Here is a 19,987-nt window from a genome sequence, read left to right on the forward strand (position 1 = left end):
CCGCCACCGAAGGGTCAGTCCTCGGCCTGCCAGCGGTAGAACTCCTTGGCCACCGAGTCCTCCGGCCCACGCCACGTCTCCGGGTTGTACGGGCTGATGTACGGGCTCAGCTCCGCCATGATCTTGGCGAAGACGGGCTGGTCGTGGTCCTGCCCGGCGGCGTCGCCGGCCGCCGCGTCCGTGCGTTCCAACAGGTGCACGTAGACGTCGTCGATCGAGTACAGCCAGCGGCCGGTGACGCCGAGCTGGACCGGCAGCGACCCGGCGTCGGACTCGCCGAAGATGCGCGCGACGTCGGGCTCCGCGCCGGGCTTGATCCGTCCGATGATGACGGTGAGGTTCCGGCCGGCCGACTCCGGCACTGAGTCCTCGTCGGGAACCCAGCTGTAGAACTCCTTGGCGACGGAGTCGGAGGGGTTCTTCCAGTATTTCGGGTACGGCGTCACGTACGGGGCGATGGCCTCGGCGATCTTCTGGAACGCAGGCAGTCCCCGGGTCTGGCCGGAGATCCGCGGGTCCTCCCTGCGTTCGATCACGTGGATGTAGAGGTCGTGGAACGACAGCAGCCGGCGCCCGATCACGCCGAGGTCCTGCGGTCGGGTCGACTTGTCGTAGTAGCCGAAGACATCGCCGACGATGTCGTCACTGCCCGGAACCATGTGGCAGACGATCACGTTTCGGAAGACCATTACCGCTCCTCGGGTGTGTGGACGGGTGCTTGCGTGGACGGTGATCTCTGACTGCCGATCGGGGGCGGCGCTCCCGCGCCACCGTCGACCGGGGACGGCGCACCTTCGCCCCCGGCTGTGAACTCGACCGGAAGCTCCAGCAGGCCACGGAACGGTGACCCGGCCGGCAGCCGGCGCAGCTGGGAGACCGGCACCCCGAGCCGCAGGTCCGGTAGCCGGTGCAGCAGCGCCTCGATGGCGATCTGTGCCTCCATCCGGGCCAGCGAGACCCCGAGGCAGTAGTGGACGCCGTGGCCGAAGCCGATGTGTGGGCCCCGCACCCGGCGCAGGTCCAGCCGGTCCGGGTCGGCGAAGTGCGCCGGGTCGTGGTTCGCCGCGTTGATCACCACGCCGACGATCGACCCGCGCGGGATGCGGACGCCCTGGTACTCGACGTCCTCGGTGGCGATCCGGGGACTGGCCACCGGCAGCGGGCCGTCGAACCTCAGCAGTTCCTCGATCGCCGAGGGCAGCAGTTCCGGCTTGGCGCGCAGCAGGTCGAGCTGGTCGGGATTGGTCAGCAGCGCCACGGTCGCGTTGCCGAGGAAGTCCGCGGTGGTCTGGTGCCCGGCGAACAGCAGCAGGAACGTGGTGGTGACGAGTTCGGGTTCGGACAGCTGTCGGCCGTGTTCGCAGGCGTCGATCAGCGCGCTGATCATGTCGTCGCCGGGGTGCGCGCGTTTGGCCTGGATCAGGTCGACGAGATAGTGGTGCAGCCGGAGCTGGGCCTCCTGCACGGCCGCCCGGTCCTCCGCAGGGCTACGGCCGGACGACCCGGACGTCCTGATCACCTGGGTCCAGTCGAGGACCCGCTCGTGGTCGGTCTCCGGGATGCCGAGCAGGTGGCTGATCACCATCATCGGCAGCGGGATCGCGAAGTCGTGCATCAGCTCGGCCTGGCCCTGCGGGATGATCTTGTCGAGCAGGTTGTCCACGATCTCCGCCACCCGGGGCCGTAGGGCCTCGACCCGACGCGGGGCGAACGCCTGGGACACGATCCGGCGCAGCCTGGTGTGCTCCGGCGGGTCCGCGTTGAGCATGTTCTTGTTCAACGCCTCGGAGTTCGGCCCGAAGATCCGCAGGTACTCCTGGCCCGGGCCGTAGAGGTCCTTGGACAGCCGGGGGTCGATCAACGCGGCCTTGGCGTCGTCGAACCGGGTGATCAGGTACGAGTCGAACCGCGGCGAGCTGATCGGGCACACCGGTTTCTCCGCCCGCAGCCGGGCGAAGGCGGGATAGGGATTGGCGGCGAACTCGGGGGTGTAGAGCTCCGACGCGGGTACGGCATCCTCGGTCATCGCGACTCCTCGGGCTCGCTGCGTACGCTGTGCAGAACCTGGTAGGTGTGCCGCTGCGCGGACTCGCGAAGCTCGCGGATCATCTGCAGCAACCGGTCCCGGTGCTCGCTGCGGCCGAAGGCGTCCAGCCGTTCGCGGTCCGCCCAGTCGCTGATGATCAGATAGCTGCGCGGATCGTCGGCGTCGCGGACCAGGTCCTGGTTCAGGCACCCGTCCAGCGCGCGGATCTCCTCCGCCGCCGAGCGCCACTCCGCCTCGAACCGTTCCTCGCAGCCCTCCTTGGTACGCATGGCGAGCACGGTGCGTACCGTCGTCATCGCGCGCCTCCGAAAACCAGTTGCAGGTGCTTGCCGAGCGCGTCGGCGTCGATCGGCTGGCTGCGGAACCCGACGTGCCCGTCCGGGCGGATCAGGTAGAGGCCGCTGCCGTTGACGCCGTAGGTGGCGCGGAAGCCGCCTTCGGCGTCGTGCACCACCGGCGGATCGAGCAGCGACGGCGCCGGGGCGTCCGGGCTGAGCAGCAGGTAGATGTCGACCTGCCCGGACGTCTGCCGGCGGACGTCGGCGCAGAGCTTGCCCAGGTCGGTCGACGCCGCCAGGTCGGCGGATTTGTCGGCGTAGAGCAGCAGCGTGTGCCGGGTGCCGTGGGTCAGCTCGTGCAGGCGCAGCGGGTGCCCGACGCCCCGCCGGTGCAGGCCGCCGACGTCGGGAGCACGGTCGCCGGGCCCGGGGCCGGCGCGCAGGGCGTCGGGAGCGGACAGCGACTCGCCGACCAGGGGGCTGTCCGCGTAGCTGAGCAGCATGGACATCTCCTGGAGGAACTGCCGCTTCAGGTCGTCGCGGTCCAGCTCGTCGGTGAAGGCCAGCCGCACCGCCCGCCCGACGATCTCCTCGCCCTCCGGGCGCCGTTCGGTCTCGTAGCTGTCCAGCAGCCCGGGGGCGGCGATCCCGCGTACCGCCAGGGCCAGTTTCCAGGCCAGGTTCCAGGCGTCCTGGATGCCGGTGTTCATGCCCTGGCCGCCGGCGGGCGGGTGCAGGTGGGCCGCGTCGCCGGCCACGAACACCCGGCCGTCGCCGTAGCGGTCCACGATGCCGTGGCTGATCCGGAACACCGACGACCAGCGCAGGTTGGACGCGCGGGTGCCGGGCGGGGCCAGCCGGTCCAGCGCGACCTGGAGGTCGGCGAGGGTGGGTTCGGCGAGTTCCTCGCTGAATCCCGGCGGGGCGTCCTGCCCGCCGGTCTGCGCGAAGAACCGGGGCGGCGCGAGGGTGGCGATCCGGTACCGGGACTCGCCGCGCAGCGGCACGCAGACCAGCATCCCGTCCATCTGGCCGTCGGTCTCGTGCATGAACCGGAGCAGGTGGCCCTCCGGCATGTCCCAGTCCACGTCCACGTCGCAGAGCATGAACAGCTGCGGGAACCGGCCCAGCCCGCCGGAGAACGTCAACCCGAGCAGCTCGCGGACCTTGCTGTGCGCGCCGTCGCAGCCGACGAGGTACTTGGCGCGTACCGTCTCCTCGCCGGCGGCGGTCGCGAGCGTGGCCAGCACGCCCTCGTCGTCCTGGGTGAACGCGACCAGCTCGGCACCGCGCTGCGGGCGTACGCCGAGGGTGGCCAGCCGTTCGGTGAGGATGCGCTCGGTCTCGTACTGGGGCAGGCCGAGGTGCGCGTAGGGCAACTCGGGCAGCTCCCAGCTCATCTGGTGGGTCTGCACCCCGTTGACGAACACCATGTTGCCGGTCAGCCAGATCCCGGCGTCCATCGCCTCGCGCACGATGCCCTGGCTCTCCCAGATCTCCATCGTGCGGCAGTGCACGCCGATCGCCTTGTCGGCCTGCCCCGGCGGGGTGGCCCGCTTCTCGACCACCCGGCACTCGATGCCGCGGCGGGCCAGCTCGACGGCGGCGGTCAGCCCGGTGGGCCCCGCTCCGACGATGAGTACGTCCGTTGTCGTGTGCACGTCGATCTCCTTGCCCGTACTCGGTTCTCGCCTGGTGTCGGAATGAGCCGCGCTGTGGAACAGGCGGCGCCGGAAGTCGAGGAGGAACGGCGCGATCGGCCCGGCCTCCTCCTGCGCGTGTGCGGGGTTGCCGATCCAGCGGAAGAACTCCGCTTCGCTGCGCCATTCGGCGAAGATGTGGTGGACGTCCGAGTCGGGCTCGCGCAGCAGGTCCTCGCGCAGGTAGCCGGGCACTTCCGCCATCCGTGCCTTCACCTCGGCGTAGCCGCGGGTGAACTCGGCGAGCCGGGCGGCCGGCACGGTGACCTCGACGTCCACGAAGATGCTCCGCCCCGGCCCGCCGGGGTCGCGCATCACCCGGTAGCTGTCGGGCGAGGGCGGCTCCCGCAGCGGGCGGACGGCGGCGGAGAAGCGCGCGGCGACGGGGCCGTTCTCGTAGCCGCGCAGCGCCGACTCGTCGGTCCACTCGGTGACGACGACGAACGAGCGTGGGTCGTCGGGGTCGAGGAGCAGGGCCTGCACGAGGTTGCCGGGCAGCTCGCCGACCTGCCCGGCGACCGCTCGCCACGCGGCTGCCACGGCGTCCTCGCAGCCCGGCCGCGCGCGTATTCGGCACATCGTTCTGATCATGGATGCTCCTTCGACGGCCGGCGCGCGACGGTGCGGCGGTGGCACCTTCGGGGAGGGCGCGCGTCGACCGTTGCCGAGCGGGAGTCGCGAGCGGTGAACGTTCTGCGGATCATCACGGATTCCTTCCTGGGCCCCGCGGAGGTGGTTCCTCGGCCGGTCCGCCGGCCTCACGGTCGGGACGACGGCCGGCGCGCGTCCTTTCTCGACCGGTCGCCCGGACCGAACGGCGGCACTCCCGGCTGCGCCGGGTGACAGGTCCCGGCCAGCGGCGCCCGGACCGCGACGCCGTCGTCCTGCGACCTTGCCGGACCTCGCGTCACCCCGCCGTCACCGGCGACCGGCGCCGGGTCCGGCCGCGTTGACGGGGCGGGGACGGGCCCGCGGAGCAGTGGCGCCCGCGCCGGCGGGTGGCCCGCCGTGGGCGCGGGGAGCAGGTTCGGCGGGCCGGGGTGGGCGCGCACGGTGGCGCGGTCGCCAGCCGGGCCGGGCACGAGTCGCGGGACACCGCGCGCCCCTGGGACCGGGGCTTGCCTCGGCCGGTCGTGGGACGCGAGCACCTCGCTGATCAGCGCGCGCATCGCCGCGGACGGTTCCAGCTGCAACTCGCGCCGCAGCAGGTCGCGGTAGACGAAGTAGGCGTGCAGCGCCTCGTACGCGTTGCCCTCCGCCAGGTGCGTCTGGACCACCAGCCGGTGCGGGGTCTCCCGCAACGGTTCGGCCGCCATCGCCTCGAGCGCGGCCTGCAACGCCTCCCCGTGCTCGCCGGCGCGCAGGTGGGCCCCGGCCATCTCGTCGAGCAGGTGCAGCCGCAACTGTCTGAGCCGTTCCCGCTCCAGCAGGACCCAGTCGTCGTACCAGCCGGGCAGCAGGTCGTGGCGCCCGGCGGCGAGGACCGCCGCCGCCGGCCGGGGATCGCCACCCTGGCTCACCCGGGCGTCGGCCCGAGCCAGCTCGTCGACGTCCACGTCGACCGTCGGGTGCAACCGGACCGTGTCGCCGTCGGTGATCACCTGGCAGACCGGGTCCCGGCGCAGCCGCCACAGCGCGGTCCGCAACGAGGACAGGGCGCGCTCCTCAGGCACCCCCGGCCAGAGCAGGCCGGCCAGTTGGGCGCGGGTCGCGCCCGGGCGCAGCCCGATCAGCGCGATGGTGCGTTGCAGGCCGCGCGGCACCACCACCGGCCGCCTGCCGTGCAGCAGCCGGAAGCCGCCGAGCAGCAGGAGGCGGACCGTCGGCTCGGCGTCGGACACCGGCTGTGGTGTGCTGCCCCCTGCCGTGGACAACCGTGTGCTCTTGTCACAGTTCACGATCGACTCCCTGCACCAGGGGACCATGGGCGGCGAAGGCCTTGTCGGAGCCGACCGACCGCCGGTTGGACCGGTGAAAGGGGCCTCGGGTGACCCGTGGATCGCTCGCCTCAGCTGGAAGTCTGCCCAAATCCGCGTCACCCCAGCGTCACCGCGCGGCGGAATCTGTGCGTCTCCTGTGACAGTCCGGTGACACCTGCGCCGGCACGCCGGCGGCCCGGCTGGTCGTCAGCCGGGCCGCGAGGGTCGTACGGTCAGCCGCCGAGACTGGCGGCGTACGGTCAGCCGCCGAGACTGGCGGCGGCCGAGGCGATCGACGAGGAGAAGTAGCTCACCTGGGTGTAGACGCCCGGGTAGTTGGGCCGGGCACAGCCGTTGCCCCAGCTGACGATGCCGACCTGGATCCACGCGTTGCTGGCGTCGCGGCGGAACATCGGGCCGCCCGAGTCGCCCTGGCAGGTGTCCGTGCCGCCGCTGGCGTACCCGGCGCAGATCTCCTCGGCGACGATGATCTGGCCGCCGTAGTTGGCGTTGCAGGTGGAGTCGCTCACGAACGGCACGGTCGCCTTGAGCAGGTATCGCTGCTGGGAGCCGCCCTCACGCGCCGCGCCCCAGCCGGCGACGGTGAACGTGCCGTTGTCATAGGCGGTGGTGCTGGCGATCGGCAGGGTGCTCAGCCCGGTGACCGGGGTGGCCAGCCTGATCAGCGCCCAGTCCTTGCCGTTGCCGTTGTAGCCGGGCGCGCGGTAGACGTAGTTCGACCGGACGGTGATCCGGCTGGACGACTGCAGGTCGACCACCCCGAGCGTCGCGGTGATGCTGGTGTTGGTGCCCGTGCGGCCCACGCAGTGCGCGGCCGTGAGCACCAGTCGCGGGCTGTACAGGGCTCCGCCGCAGCCCATCGAGAGTCGCACCATGAACGGGAACTCCCCCTGGGCGGCGCGGGTGCCGCCGACGACGTACGGGGTGGGCGTGGGCTCGGCCGCGGCGGCGGGCGCGGCGAGGCTGAGGCTGCCCGCGGTCACCGCGGCCAACGCGGCGGCCAGCAGGCCGGTGAGGGTGCGCCAACGAAGCATGTGGTCCTCCGCATTCCGACCGGCACGCCTCGTGAGGAGCGCACCTGATTCAGGGATGCGGACATCATATTGATATGAATCGATCAGCCTGCCCTATCCCCTGGGTCATACCCCCGGCGATATGGACGCCAGGGCTCAGCGGAGTCAGCCCTGACCGGGCTCGCCGGTCTGCTCCCACATCGACTTCATCTCGTCGAACGCCTGCTCCATGATCCGCACCATGGCGTCCCGGGCCCGTTCGCCGTCGCGTCGCTGGATCGCCTGGGCGACGTCGGCGTGCAGTTGCAGCGCCTGCTCGTCGGGGTAGTGCGGCATCAGGTGGTAGTGGTGTCGGCCGGTGAGCACCTCGGCGACCAGTTCCTGGAGTTTCACGAACATCTCGTTGCCGGAAGCGACCAGCACCCGCCGGTGGAACTCGATGTCCAGGCTGAGGAAGCGCTCCTCGTCACCGGCCTTCCCGGCGGCCCACATCTTGGCGGCGAGCCCGACCAGGTCGCTCGCCTCGTCGTGGTCGACGCGGCCGGCGGCCAGCCACGCGGCGTGCGGCTCGACGGCGGTCCGCAGTTCGGTGATCGAGCGCATCTGCGCCATGCGGCCGGCCGAGGCGAGCCGCCAGCGGATCACCTGCGGATCGAAGACGTTCCACGCCCCGGCCGGTCGGATCATGACCCCGACCCGGCGCCGGGTCTCGACGAATCCCATGGACGCGAGCACCCGCAGGACCTCGCGGATCACCGAGCGGGACACGGCGTACCGCTCGACGAGGTCGTCGATGTTGAGGACGGATCCGGCGGCCACCTCGCCGCCGCAGATGGCGGTGCCGAGGTGGTCGAGAACGCGGGCGTGCAGCCCGGCCTCGGCAGGGGCGTGCTGGACGGGTGCGACCCCTGGGGAGGACTGATCCACGGTTCGGAGCATATCAGTTAGAGATCACCTCTTGAATAAGTCAGCTTTTTGGGCCTAACATCCGGTCGTTAAGCGGACGTTACAACGATGTGGCGCTCCTCCCCCGGGCGGCGGCCACCACAGAAGGAGAGATGGACGTGCGGCGTCGATCGATAATCGGAACTTCTCTGGCCGTGGTTGCCGCCATGGGCCTCAGCGCGTGCGGCGGCGGTGAGGACAGCGGCGCCACCAAGACAGTGCGCGTGACCCTGGCCAACCACGTGTGGACGGAGAACATCAAGAAGGCCCTGCCCGAGTTCGAGAAGCAGACCGGGCTCAAGGTCGAGCTCACCCAGCTCGGCGAGGACCAGCTCTCCGACCAGTACAACGTCAAGCTGAACGCGGGCTCCAGCGACATCGACGTGATGATGTACCGCCCCCTGCAGGAGGGGAAGCTGTTCGCCAAGAACAAGTACCTCGCCGACCTGTCCGACGAGGTCAAGTCCAACAAGGACTGGGACTTCAGCGACTTCCAGGCCGGCCCGGTGCAGGCCACCTCGTACGAGGGCAAGCCGGTCGGCGTTCCGATCATCACCGAGCAGGAGGTCCTGTACTACCGCAAGGACCTGCTGGCCAAGGCCGGCCTGACCGCCCCGCCGAAGACGCTCGACGAGCTCAAGGCGGCGGCCACGAAGATCAAGGCGGCCGATCCGAGCGTCGCCGGCTTCGTCGCCCGTACCGGCAAGTCGCCGGCGGTCACCCAGTTCTCCAGCTTCCTCTACAGCTTCGGCGGTGACTTCGTCGACAGCAGCGGCAAGGCCACCGTCAACAGCGAGCAGGCCAAGCAGGCGTACGCGTACTACGGCGGGCTCATCAAGGACCAGGGCCCGGCGAACGTCAGCACCGACATGAGCTGGCCGGAGGCGATGGCCATCTTCACCCAGGGCAAGGCCGCCTTCTACACCGAGGCCAACTCGCTCTACAAGAACGCCACCGACCCGACCAAGTCGAAGGTCGCCGACACCGTCGGCTTCGCGCCGTTCCCGGCCGGCCCGGCCGGTTCGAAGCCCTACAACATCCCCTCCTGGGCGCTGGGCGTCAGCGACGGCTCGAAGAACCAGAGCAACGCCTGGAAGTTCGTCGAATGGGCGACCGGCAAGGAGCAGACGCTCGCGCAGCAGAAGGCCGGCGTGCCGAGCGCGCGTACCTCGGTCTGGGCCAACCCGGAGGGCACCGCGTCCTACCCGAAGGACCTCGTCGAGGCCATCGCGGCCAGCACCAAGGACGGCATCGGTCACGACCGCCCGTTGGTCAACAAGGTCGCCCAGGCCCGGGAGATCGTCGGCCAGCCGATCGTCGACGCCATCGCCGGCAAGGACGCGGCGGCCGCGGCCGAGACCGCCAACACGGCGTTCCAGAAGTTCCTGGACGACGAGGCCAAGTAAGCCGAGCGGGGGGTGGCGGCGCCGTCCGGCTCCGCCACCCCCACTCCCCCGTCCGGCCCGCCCACCCCGGAGATCTCATGGCAACAGTCACCACCCGCACCAGACCCCACGACGCCTCCCCCACGCCGGACACGCCCGGCTGGGCCCGCTGGGCCAACGACCATCGCAAGTGGCTCTTCGCGGCGCCCGCCATGGTGTTCGTCGCCGCGCTGATCGTCTTCCCGCTGGCCTGGACCGGCTATCTGAGCCTGACCGACGCCGAGGGTTCGGTGCGGGCCGAGTCGGAGTTCGTGGGCTTCCAGAACTACGTCGAGGTGCTCTCGGACACCGAGCGGTTCTGGCCCGCCGTCGGGCGGACCGCCGCGTTCACCGTCGTCGCGCTGCTGTTCGAGGTCGTCCTCGGCATGGCCGTCGCGCTGCTGCTGTGGCGGCCGTTCCGGGGCCAGAAGTGGGTCCGCGTGGCCATCCTGATGCCGCTGGTCGCCACCCCGGTCGCGGTCGGCATGATGTGGCGGCTCATCTTCGACCCGAACATCGGGATGGCCAACCAGCTGCTCGGCTGGTTCGGCATCGGACCCCAGCCGTGGCTCGCCGGCCAGCACTCGGCGCTGCCCACGACGATCTTCATCGACGTGTGGCAGTGGACGCCGATGGTCGTACTGATCCTGCTCGCGGGCCTGACCTCGCTCTCCGACGAGCCCCAGGAAGCGGCGCGCATCGACGGCGCGAGCAGCTGGCAGCGGTTCCGGCACGTCACCCTGCCGCTGGTGATGCCCACCGTGATCGTCGCGATCCTGCTGCGCGGCATCGACGCGCTGAAGACCTTCGACATCCTCTACGCCACCAAGGGCCGCGGCGGCGGCTCGTTCCACGAGGTCGAGACGCTCAACGTGTACGCCTACGGCCTGAGCTTCGACTACAACGAGTACGGCATCTCATCGACGGTCCTCATCATCTTCTTCCTGATCATCATCGGGTCGATGTGGGCCCTGACGTCCCGCAGGAAGGAGGCGCAGCGATGAAGGCCCGCTCCGCCTACCGGATCTTCCGCTTCGTGGCGCTCGCCGTCGTGGTGATCGCGCTGCTCGCACCGCTGTGCTGGATGATCGCCGCGTCGTTCAAGACCAACGTCGACATCTACGACACGGGCAAGGCGGTCGTCTTCTCGCCCACCGTGGACAACTACGCCAACGTCCTGAAGCAGGCGAACTACGTCCAGTTCATCGGCAACAGCCTCTGGGTGGCCTTCGCGGCCACCGCGCTCTCCCTGCTGCTCGGCGTGCCGGCGGCCTACTCGATGAGCCGCTTCAACATGCGCAAGTCGGCGCTGGTGGTGCTCATGGCGCGGGTCATCCCCGGCGTCTCGCTCCTGGTGCCCTGGTACTACGTCTTCTCCAACCTGCAGATGGTCGGCGGGTTCGGCGTGCTCGTCCTCAGCCACATGTTCGTGTCGCTGCCGCTGGTGGTCTACATCATGATGGGCTACTTCGACGGCCTCCCCCTCGAACTCGAGGAGGCGGCGCTCGTGGACGGGCTGACCCACATCGGCGCGTTCCGCCGGATCACGCTGCCGCTCTCGGTGCCGGGCGTGGCCACCGCCGGCATCCTGTCCTTCATCTTCTCCTGGAACAACTTCATGTTCGCCCTGGTGCTCTCCGGCGCCGACACCAAGACCCTGCCCGTCGCGATCTTCGACTTCGTCGGCTACGCCAGCATCGACTGGGGCGGCCTGATGGCGGCGGCCACCGTCGTCACCCTGCCGATCATGCTGATCGCCCTGTTCGTGCAGAAGTACGTCGTCTCCGGGCTCACCGCCGGCGCGACGAAGGGCTGAGGACACCATGACGACAATCGCCCGCATCGAGACGTTCCTCGTCGCCCCCCGCTGGCTCTTCGTCCGCGTCGAGACCGAATCCGGGATCGTCGGCTGGGGCGAGGCGACCTGCGAGGGGCGCTCCGAAACCGTCCGGGCCGCCGTCGAGCAGCTCGGTGAACTCCTGATCGGCCGGGACGCGCTGCGGATCGAGGACCACTGGCAGGTCATGACCAAGGGCTCGTTCTACCGGGGCGGCCCGATCCTGGCCAGCGCCGTGGCCGGCCTCGACCAGGCGCTCTGGGACATCGCCGGCAAGCGGTACGGGGCACCGGTGCACCAACTGCTCGGCGGGCCCGTCCGCGACCGGATCCGGGTCTACGGCTGGGTCGGCGGCGACGAGCCGAACGAGGTCCGCGACCACATCGCCGCGCAGGTGGCGGCGGGCCTGACCGCCGTCAAGATGAACGCCTCCGGGCGGATGAGCCCGATCGCGTCGGTCGCCGAACTGGACGCGGTGGTCCAGCGGGTGGCCGCCGCCCGCGAGGTGCTCGGCGACGAGCGTGACGTCGCCGTCGACTTCCACGGCCGGTTCACCCTCGCCAACGCCCGCCGCGTCGCACCGCTGCTGGAGCCGTACCGGCCGCTGTTCCTCGAGGAGCCGGTCGTGCCGGAGAACTCCCACCTCATCGGCGAGTTCGTCCGGTCCACCACCACCCCGGTGTCGACCGGCGAGCGGCTCTACAGCCGGCAGGAGTTCCTGCCCGTCCTCCAGGCCGGCATCGCGGTCGCCCAACCGGACCTCTCGCACGCCGGCGGCATCACCGAGGTACGCAAGATCGCCGCGCTCGCCGAGGTCTACGACGTGCAGCTCGCCCCGCACTGCCCGCTCGGGCCGATCGCCCTGGCCGCCTGCCTGCAGGTCGGCTTCGCCACGCCCAACTACCTGATCCAGGAACAGAGCATCGGCATCCACTACAACCTCGGCGCCGAGGTGCTCGACTACTGCCTGGACAAGACGCCGCTGACCTTCGTCGACGGGCACGTCGAGCGGCTCACCGCGCCGGGGCTGGGCATCGAGATCGACGAGCAGGCGGTACGCGCGGCCGACAAGCGCGGCCACGCCTGGCGCAGCCCGATGTGGCGGCACCCCGACGGCTCCTACGCGGAATGGTGACCATGACCCTCGACCTGACCACCGAACTCGCCGCGGCCCGCGTCCTGGCGGTCATCCGCGGCACCGACACCGCCGCCGCGGTCGCCACCGGCATCGCCCTGCTGGAAGAGGGCGTCCGCGTCGTCGAGGTGGCGCTCACGACGCCCGGCGCACTGCACGCCATCGAGGCCATCCGCTCGGCCGCGCCCGCCGGAGCGCTGGTCGGCGCGGGGACGGTGCTGACCGTCGGCGACGTCGCCGACGTGCTCGCCGCCGGCGCGCAGTTCATCGTCACCCCGGCCGTCGTCGAGTCCATCCCCGAGGCGGTGCGTCGCGGACTCCCGGTCGCCGCCGGGGCGCTCACCCCGACGGAGGCGTACACGGCCGTGCGGATGGGGGCGTCCGCCGTGAAGCTCTTCCCGGCATCCCTCGGCGGCCCGGCGTACCTGAAAGCGCTGCGCGACCCGTTCCCGGACATTGCGTTCGTCGCGGTCGGCGGGGTGGGCCTGGCCGAGATGCCCGCCTATCTGAGCGCCGGGGCGATCGCCGTCGGCCTCGGCGGCCCGCTGGTCGGGGACGCCGCCTCCGGCGGTGACCTCGACGGGCTGCGCCACCGGGCGCGGGCCTACCTGGCGGCGGCAGCCCGCCCGCCGGCCTCATGACCGCGGTCGACCTGCTCACCTTCGGCGAGGCGCTGGTGTCGCTGCGGGCGTCCGGCCCGCTGGCCGCCGGGGGCGCGCTGACCATGCACCTGGCCGGGGCGGAGTCCAACGTCGCGATCGGCCTGGCCCGGCTCGGGCACCGGGTCGCCTGGGTGGGCCGGGTCAGCGACGACGAGCTGGGCGAGTACCTGCTGCGGCAGTTGCGCGCCGAGGGCGTCGGCGTGGACGACGTGACCAGGGATGCCGACCGGCCCGCCGGTCTGCTGTTCCTGGAACGGCGCACCGCCGACCTGACCCGGGTGCGGTACCACCGGGCGGGCTCGGCCGGCTCGGCCCTGCGCGTGGCGGACCTGCGCAAGCCGATCGCCGACGGCGCCCGGATGCTGCACCTGACCGGGATCACCCCGGCCCTGTCCGACAGCGCCCGCGAGGCCACCCGGTGGGCGGCCGAGGCGGCGTCCCGGTCCGGGATGCTCGTCAGCCTCGACGTCAACCACCGCAGCCGGCTCTGGACGCGGGAAGCCGCCCGCGCCGTGCTGGCCCCGCTGGCCGCCCACGCGTCGCTCGTCATCGCCTCCGCCGACGAGCTGGACCTCGTCGGCGAACCGGGATCGGACGAGTCCACGATCGTGGCGGGCCTGCTGGCGCGCGGAGTGGAGACCGTACTGGTCAAGCTGGGCGCCGACGGCGCCCGGGCGTACACCCGCGACGGCGTGCGGCAGGTCGCGGCGGTGCGCGTGACCGCGGTGGACACCGTCGGCGCGGGCGACGCGTTCACCGCCGGCTACCTCTCCGGGCACCTCGACGGACTCGACCTGGCCGGCCGCCTGCGCCGCGCGGTGACCCTCGGCGCCTTCGCGGTCGCCGGTCACGGCGACTGGGAGGGGCTGCCCCGCCGCGACGAGCTGTCCCTTCTCGACGGTCACGAGACCGGAAACACCCTTCGCTGAGCACCACCTGAGAAAGGCACCCCGTGAAGATTGTCGCAGCGGACGTCATCGTCACCAGCCCCGACCGCAACTTCGTCACCCTGAAGATCACCACAGCCGACGGGCTCACCGGCCTGGGCGACGGCACCCTCAACGGGCGGGAACTGGCGGTCGCCTCGTACCTGGCCGACCACGTCGTCCCGCTGCTGATCGGGCGGGACCCGCACCGCATCGAGGACACCTGGCAGTTCCTGTACCGCTCGGCGTACTGGCGGCGCGGACCGGTGACCATGGCGGCGATCGCGGCCGTCGACGTCGCGCTCTGGGACATCAAGGCGAAGGCCGCCGGAATGCCCCTCTACCAGTTGCTCGGCGGTGCGTCGCGGACCGGCGTCATGGCGTACGGGCACGCCTCCGGGCGGGACATCCCCGAGCTGTTCGACTCGATCCGCAACCACCTCGAGCTCGGCTACCGGTCGATCCGGGTGCAGACCTCCGTGCCGGGGATCAACGCCGTGTACGGGGTCGCCGCGCAGCCCAGCCCCGACGGCAAGCGCTACGACTACGAACCGGCGCAGCGCACCCCGCTGCCGGCCGAGGAGGACTGGGACACCCGGGCCTACCTGCGCCACCTCCCCGGCGTCTTCGAGGCGGTACGCAACGAGTTCGGCCCCGAACTGCCGCTGCTGCACGACGGCCATCACCGGATGACCCCGATCCAGGCCGCCCGGCTCGGCAAGGACCTCGAACCGTACGACCTGTTCTGGCTGGAGGACTGCACGCCGGCGGAGAACCAGGAGGCGCTGCGGCTGGTCCGCCAGCACACCGTCACGCCGCTGGCCATCGGCGAGGTCTTCAACACGGTCTGGGACTACCAGACGCTCATCCGGGAACAGCTCATCGACTACGTGCGGTCCGCCGTCACCCACACCGGGGGCATCACGGCCATGCGCAAGCTCCTCGACTTCGCCGCGCAGTACCAGATCAAGTCCGGTATCCACGGTCCGACGGACATCTCACCGGTCGGCATGGCGGCCGCGCTCCACCTCGACCTCGCCATCCACAACTTCGGCATCCAGGAGTACATGCAGCACGGGCCCCTGACCAACGAGGTGTTCCGGCAGTCGTTCACCTTCGCCGACGGCTACCTCCACCCTGGGGAGCAGCCGGGCCTCGGCGTGGAGCTCGACGAGCAGGCCGCCGCACGGTTCCCGTACACGGCGGCGTACCTGCCGTTCAACCGGCTCAAGGACGGCACCGTCCATGACTGGTGACGGGCGTCGCGCCCACGGCGACCCGCGGCCGACCCGGCACGTCGTCGTGATGGGCGTGTCCGGTGCCGGCAAGACGACCGTGGCCAGGGGAATCAGCGAGCTGACCGGGCTGACGTTCGCCGAGGCGGACGAGTTCCACTCCGAGGCCAACGTGGCGCGGATGCGCTCGGGCGTACCGCTGGACGACGCGGCCCGCTGGCCCTGGCTGCGCGACCTCGCCGCGTGGATGGCCGCCCGCCACGCCGAAGGAGTGTCGACGGTGCTGGCCTGCTCCGCGCTGAAGCGGTCCTACCGGGACCTGCTGCGGCAGGGGCCGCCGAACCTGGACTTCGTCCACCTGGACGGGCCGGCGCAGGTGATCCGGGACCGGATGTCCCGGCGTGCCGGGCACTACATGCCGGCGAGCCTGCTGGATTCCCAGACGGCGATCCTGGAGCCGCTGCGCCCGGACGAGTCCGGGGTGGTCCTCGACGTCGCGCTGCCTCCGGACGAGCTCGTCACGGCGGCGGTCGCCCGGCTCGGCCTCGCGAGCACCGGAGCACCTGTCCCGCAGCTCGGGTAGGTCGGTCCGGATACCGCACCAGATCAAGGCCGTTACCCGCGTCTGCGCGGGTAACGGCCTTGATCGCGAAGTGCGCCGGGAACGGCTACCCGGACGCGCCCACCGCGGCGGGCAGGACGAGGACATCGTCCAGGTTCGCGTACATCACCCGGTGGCCGAACTGGATCTGCACGTACCTGTTCGCGCCGCGGACCACCGTCCGGTCGCCCGGCGCCGAGCCGTCGAAGGAGACGGCGCGGTAGTACTCGCCCGGCAGGACCCCGCCGAGGGCGTACCGCTGGCCCGCCGCAAAGGTGTACTGCAACGGCGAGATCGGCTGGTACGGGATGGTGGCCGGGTAGGCGGCCCGCTCGGGGTAGGCCCGGCCGTACACCGGGATGGTGGCCTTACCCGGCTTCGGCGTCACCACGAAGCCCGCCGCCCACTTCGCCGTGGGGGCCGACGGCGGGTTGAGGAACCACGCCTTCTGGCCGAGGTACCAGATGGCGGTCCAGTCGCCCTGGACGCCGGCGAGGGCGTAGGTCTGGCCGGCCGAGGCGCGGGCGCCGTGGTCGGAGATGTACATGGTGTCCGGCGTGCCGTTCGGCCGCAGCCCCCGGTCATTGACCAGCGGCGCGTCGAGGCTGGGGGCGGTGCGCAGGATGACCGAGGACGAGCCGCGCAGCGGGCAGGGCACGGCCGGCGGCACCGGCGTCGGCACGCCCGGCGGCTGCCGGTTGCAGCCGATGAAGGCCGGCTGGTTGGTGGCGAATTCCGGATCGATGGTGACCAGGCCGGTGTGCGGGGTGCCGGTCGAGTGGAACGGCGCCTTCATCAGCTCGAAGTAGTGCGACCAGTCCCAGTAGGGGCCCGGGTCCCAGTGCATGCCGGCCACGTTCCCGGCGGTGGTGCCGGGGACGTTGTCGTGGCCGAGGATGTGCTGGCGGTCCAGCGGGATGCCGAACCGCAGCGCCAGGTGCCGGACCAGCTTGGCCGAGGTCCGGTACATCGCCTCGGTGTACCAGGTGCCGTGGCCGGCGAAGCCCTCGTGCTCGACGCCGATGGACTTGGCGTTGACGTACCAGTTGCCCGCGTGCCAGCCGACGTTCTCGGCCTTGATGTGCTGGGCGACGTAGCCGTCCACCGAACGCAGCGTGTAGTGCCAGCCCAGGTAGGTCTTCGTCTGGACCAGCTTCACGCTCGGGCCGAAGTAGCCCTCGGTGTCGTGGATGACGATGTACTCGATCTTCTGTTGAGCCGGCCGGTCACCGAGGTCGTGGTTGCCGTAGTCGCCCGGGTTCGGGCCGTACTTCTCGTAGGGGGCGGGGAGCCACTCGCAGGCGAGGCGGACCGGGCACTCCAGGCCGTCCGGCCGCTCGGCGCGGCGCAGCCCGAGCCGGTGCAGGCCGGATTCGTCCGGCGTTACCGCCCGGGCGGCGAGGGTCACCCGGTGGCCGTCGTCGGTCGTCCGGCTGGCGCCGAGCCCGAGCTGGTCGTACACCTCGTCGGCGAAGGCCGCCGCCGCGTCCGCGGTGTCCGCGCCGGAGTACCGGGCCACCGCGCCGTACCAGGCCGCCGGGTCGCTGCCGGCACCGTCGGGCCCGCCGAGCTCCTGCTGGTACGACGCCAGCAGCGCCGCGCCACCACGGATGTTGGCGGCGGCGTCGGTGCGCAGCGCCTCCTCGGGTACGCCGGTGAGGGCGGCCGCCGCGTCGAGCGTCTGCAGGGACGCCTGCGGCAGGCTGTCCCCGCTGGGCGCGGCTCCCAGCGCCGGGTCGACGGCCAGCGGGCGGGACTCGTCGCCGCGGGGGTCCTCGTCCTCGTCGACGTGGCCGCTGGCGGGGGTCGACGCGACCCGCGCGGCGTCGGTCAGGTGCATCGGCCCGTAGCCGCCGCTGGTGCTCGGCTGCCCGGCGTGGGTGTCCCACCGGGACTCCAGGTACGACACGGCGAGCAGCACGCTCTCCGGCACGCCGTACTCGGCGGCCGCGGCGGCGTACTGCTGCTGCCGGTCATCGGCTGCGGAGGTCCCCGCGGGGAGCGGATCGGCGGTGACCGGCCCGGTGGTGAGCAGGGCGGTGGCTGCGGCGACGGCGGCAGCCAGCAGGACACGTCTGCGTGGCACGGCGATGGGGCACATCGAACCTCCAGGTGGGGCGGGGCCACTGCACGCCCACCCTCGCCCCGGGAAACGGCCGTTGTCAATAGCCTTCCTGTTAATCACGATGCATGAAAAAAACCTTCACCGGCCGGTCGGCGCGGGATCGGTCGTCGCGTCAGGATCAGCGGCGGTTGTACCGGTACATCGTCAGGGTGCCGAACACCACGACGAACCCGGCGCTCCACAGCAGCGTCCACATCATGCTCGACGCGTCGGAGGAGCCCGACATCGCCGCACGCACCGATGCCACCAGCTGCGTGACCGGGTTGACCTTGACGAACGCCTGAAGCCAGCCGGGCATCGTGGCCGGCTCGACGAAGACGTTGCTCAGGAACGTCAGCGGGAACAGCACCATCATGCTGACTCCCATCACGGACTTCTCGCTGCGCAGGATCAGGCCGAAGAACGTCCACACCCAGGAGAACGCGAACGAGAAGACCACCAGCAGGCCGATCCCGGCCAGCACCCCGAGCAACCCGCCGCCGGGCCGGAACCCCAGCGCCAGCCCCACACCGAGGATGACCAGGGCCGCCAGGACGTAGCGCAGCACGTCGCCGAAGATCATGCCGACCAGCGCGGCCGGCCGCCAGACGGGCAGCGTACGGAAGCGGTCGAAGACCCCCTTCTCGATGTCGGTGTTGAGACCGACGCCGGTGTACATGGTGATCATCACGACGCTGGTCACCATGATGCCGGGCAGGAAGAACTGCAGGTAGTCCCGCGGGCTGTCGGCGAGGGCGCCGCCGAACAGGTAGGTGAACATCAGCACCATGATGATCGGGAACGCCGTCACGTCGAACAGCTGCTCCGGCACGTGCTTGATCTTCAACATGGCGCGCCAGCCGAACGTGAGCGACGCCGACAGCGCCGTTGGCCGGGGCGGTCGCGCGCCCGGCGCGAGCACGGTGCCCAGCGCCTCGGCGGACGGTACGTAGACGGCCGGGGCGGGCCCGGTCGTGGTGGTGGCGGTCTCGCTCATCGGGCTGCCTCCAGCTCGTTGTTCTGCTCGTCCACCGTGGCGGCGGGATGGTCGGTCAGGGCCAGGAAGACCTCGTCCAGGCTCGGCTGGCCGACGGAGAAGTCGTCCACGACGATGCCGGCGCTGGCCAGGTCACCGAGCGCGCGCGCCGCGTGCCGGCTCGCGTCGAGGTCGCTGCCGCCCTCACCGACCCGGGCCGTCAACGCGACCGGGTCGGCGTCGAGCTGCACCGGAACGCCCAGCGCCGCCTGCAGCACCTTCTCGGCCTCGGGCCGCTGCCCCGGGTCGCGCAGCCGCAGGTGGACGGTGCCGGAGCCGACCGACGACTTCAGCTCACCCGGGGTGCCCTCCGCGATCACGCGGCCGTGGTCGATCACCGCGATCCGGCCGGCGAGATGGTCCGCCTCGTCCAGGTACTGGGTGGTCAGCAGCACCGTCGTGCCGTGCGCCACGACGGCCCGGATGATCTCCCAGACCTGGTTGCGGCTGCGCGGGTCCAGCCCGGTCGTCGGCTCGTCCAGGAACAGCAGGTCGGGAGTGTTCAGGATGCTCGCCGCGATGTCAATGCGCCGCCGCATGCCGCCCGAGTACTTCTTCACCTGACGGTCGCCCGCCTCGGTCAGGCCGAACGCGGCGAGCAGGCTCTCGGCACGTTCGCGGGCCGCCGGCTTCTTCAGGCCCAGCAGGCGGCCGAGCAGCACGAGGTTCTCCGTGCCGGTCAGATCCTCGTCCACCGAGGCGTACTGGCCGGTCAGGCTGACCCGGGAGCGGACCGCGTCGGCGTCGGCGACCACGTCGTGACCGAAGACTCTCGCCGTGCCGCCATCGGGGCGCAGCAGCGTCGCCAGCACCCGTACCGCCGTGGTCTTGCCGGCACCGTTCGGGCCGAGCAGGCCGTAGACCGTACCGGCGGGGACCTGGAGATCGAGGCCGTTGAGCGCCCGGGTCTCCCCGAACGCTTTGGTCAGGCCCTCGGCCTCGACGGCTGGGCCGGTGGTGCGTCTACTCATGATCTCAACCCTTCTCTCACCCATTCCGGACAGCGCCTCCCGTCGCACCGCGCGGACCTGACCAGCGGGGCCGCGCGCCGGGACGCGGTGCGGCACCGTCACCGTGCTGAAGACCGGCCGACCGCGTGCAGGC

The 19,987-nt window shown here is 71.3% G+C and carries 17 protein-coding genes and 1 pseudogene; 8 read left to right on the forward strand and 10 right to left on the reverse strand.

All coding sequences use genetic code 11. The features are described from left to right. Positions 1–14: 14 nt before the first annotated feature. The 7 genes and pseudogenes from ACTMTB_RS24280 to ACTMTB_RS24310 all read right to left on the reverse strand — a co-directional run bounded on the left by ACTMTB_RS24280 (position 15) and on the right by ACTMTB_RS24310 (position 7,905). Positions 15–689, reverse strand: coding sequence for a TcmI family type II polyketide cyclase (locus ACTMTB_RS24280; RefSeq protein ID WP_441148534.1), 675 nt, complete (start codon positions 687–689; stop codon positions 15–17). Beyond that, the gene (locus ACTMTB_RS24285; protein WP_441148535.1) at positions 689–2,026 is read right to left on the reverse strand and encodes a cytochrome P450 family protein; all 1,338 of its coding nucleotides are present in this window, start codon (positions 2,024–2,026) and stop codon (positions 689–691) included. Before ACTMTB_RS24285 ends, ACTMTB_RS24280 begins: the two co-directional genes overlap by 1 nt. Next, positions 2,023–2,343, reverse strand: coding sequence for a putative quinol monooxygenase (locus ACTMTB_RS24290; protein ID WP_210774658.1), 321 nt, complete (start codon positions 2,341–2,343; stop codon positions 2,023–2,025). Before ACTMTB_RS24290 ends, ACTMTB_RS24285 begins: the two co-directional genes overlap by 4 nt. After that, entirely contained in the window at positions 2,340–4,616 is a 2,277-nt protein-coding gene (locus ACTMTB_RS24295; protein WP_441148536.1) for an FAD-dependent oxidoreductase, read from the reverse strand. Before ACTMTB_RS24295 ends, ACTMTB_RS24290 begins: the two co-directional genes overlap by 4 nt. 497 nt (positions 4,617–5,113) lie before the next feature. After that, positions 5,114–5,950 (reverse strand): annotated as a pseudogene (locus ACTMTB_RS24300) (AfsR/SARP family transcriptional regulator); the annotation flags it as partial. A 254-nt stretch (positions 5,951–6,204) separates the two neighbouring features. Beyond that, complete coding sequence (locus tag ACTMTB_RS24305) at positions 6,205–6,999, reverse strand: S1 family peptidase (RefSeq protein ID WP_441148537.1); 795 nt, start codon at positions 6,997–6,999, stop codon at positions 6,205–6,207. A 144-nt stretch (positions 7,000–7,143) separates the two neighbouring features. Next, positions 7,144–7,905: a FadR/GntR family transcriptional regulator gene (locus ACTMTB_RS24310; RefSeq protein ID WP_441148538.1), complete on the reverse strand. Its 762-nt coding sequence runs from the start codon at positions 7,903–7,905 to the stop codon at positions 7,144–7,146. Between the two features lie 185 nt (positions 7,906–8,090). On the opposite strand from ACTMTB_RS24310, the gene ACTMTB_RS24315 reads away from it, so the two are divergent. The 8 genes from ACTMTB_RS24315 (at position 8,091) to ACTMTB_RS24350 (ending at position 15,725) form a co-directional block, all read left to right on the forward strand. Further along, complete coding sequence (locus ACTMTB_RS24315) at positions 8,091–9,329, forward strand: ABC transporter substrate-binding protein (RefSeq protein WP_441148539.1); 1,239 nt, start codon at positions 8,091–8,093, stop codon at positions 9,327–9,329. A 77-nt stretch (positions 9,330–9,406) separates the two neighbouring features. Beyond that, entirely contained in the window at positions 9,407–10,351 is a 945-nt protein-coding gene (locus ACTMTB_RS24320) for a carbohydrate ABC transporter permease (protein ID WP_441148540.1), read from the forward strand. After that, positions 10,348–11,163 carry a carbohydrate ABC transporter permease gene (locus ACTMTB_RS24325; RefSeq protein WP_441148541.1) on the forward strand — a complete coding sequence of 272 codons (816 nt, stop codon included), beginning with the start codon at positions 10,348–10,350 and terminating at the stop codon, positions 11,161–11,163. The genes ACTMTB_RS24320 and ACTMTB_RS24325 overlap by 4 nt, the downstream gene beginning before the upstream one ends. A 7-nt stretch (positions 11,164–11,170) precedes the next feature. After that, a complete protein-coding gene (gene dgoD / locus ACTMTB_RS24330) occupies positions 11,171–12,319 on the forward strand; it encodes a galactonate dehydratase (protein WP_441148542.1) in 1,149 nt (382 codons plus the stop codon). Between the two features lie 2 nt (positions 12,320–12,321). Further along, on the forward strand, positions 12,322–12,960 hold the full coding sequence (locus tag ACTMTB_RS24335) for a bifunctional 4-hydroxy-2-oxoglutarate aldolase/2-dehydro-3-deoxy-phosphogluconate aldolase (RefSeq protein ID WP_441148543.1): 639 nt from the start codon (positions 12,322–12,324) through the stop codon (positions 12,958–12,960). Continuing rightward, the gene (locus tag ACTMTB_RS24340; protein WP_441148544.1) at positions 12,957–13,910 is read left to right on the forward strand and encodes a sugar kinase; all 954 of its coding nucleotides are present in this window, start codon (positions 12,957–12,959) and stop codon (positions 13,908–13,910) included. The genes ACTMTB_RS24335 and ACTMTB_RS24340 overlap by 4 nt, the downstream gene beginning before the upstream one ends. A 23-nt stretch (positions 13,911–13,933) precedes the next feature. Continuing rightward, a complete protein-coding gene (gene manD / locus ACTMTB_RS24345) occupies positions 13,934–15,163 on the forward strand; it encodes a D-mannonate dehydratase ManD (protein WP_441148545.1) in 1,230 nt (409 codons plus the stop codon). Beyond that, the gene (locus ACTMTB_RS24350; protein ID WP_441148546.1) at positions 15,153–15,725 is read left to right on the forward strand and encodes a gluconokinase; all 573 of its coding nucleotides are present in this window, start codon (positions 15,153–15,155) and stop codon (positions 15,723–15,725) included. Before manD ends, ACTMTB_RS24350 begins: the two co-directional genes overlap by 11 nt. Positions 15,726–15,810: 85 nt before the next feature. Here ACTMTB_RS24350 and ACTMTB_RS24355 read toward each other — a convergent pair whose 3' ends face one another. The 3 genes from ACTMTB_RS24355 to ACTMTB_RS24365 form a co-directional block, all read right to left on the reverse strand. Continuing rightward, a complete protein-coding gene (locus tag ACTMTB_RS24355; RefSeq protein ID WP_441148547.1) occupies positions 15,811–17,829 on the reverse strand; it encodes an N-acetylmuramoyl-L-alanine amidase in 2,019 nt (672 codons plus the stop codon). A 157-nt stretch (positions 17,830–17,986) separates the two neighbouring features. Next, complete coding sequence (locus tag ACTMTB_RS24360) at positions 17,987–18,844, reverse strand: ABC transporter permease (RefSeq protein WP_154936666.1); 858 nt, start codon at positions 18,842–18,844, stop codon at positions 17,987–17,989. Beyond that, positions 18,841–19,854 (reverse strand): ATP-binding cassette domain-containing protein, encoded by a 1,014-nt coding sequence (locus ACTMTB_RS24365; protein ID WP_441148548.1) that lies wholly within the window; start codon positions 19,852–19,854, stop codon positions 18,841–18,843. Before ACTMTB_RS24365 ends, ACTMTB_RS24360 begins: the two co-directional genes overlap by 4 nt. Between the last annotated feature and the right edge of the window lie 133 nt (positions 19,855–19,987).

The organism is Micromonospora sp. L32 (assembly GCF_052068055.1).
GTDB classification, from domain to species: domain Bacteria; phylum Actinomycetota; class Actinomycetes; order Mycobacteriales; family Micromonosporaceae; genus Micromonospora; species Micromonospora purpureochromogenes.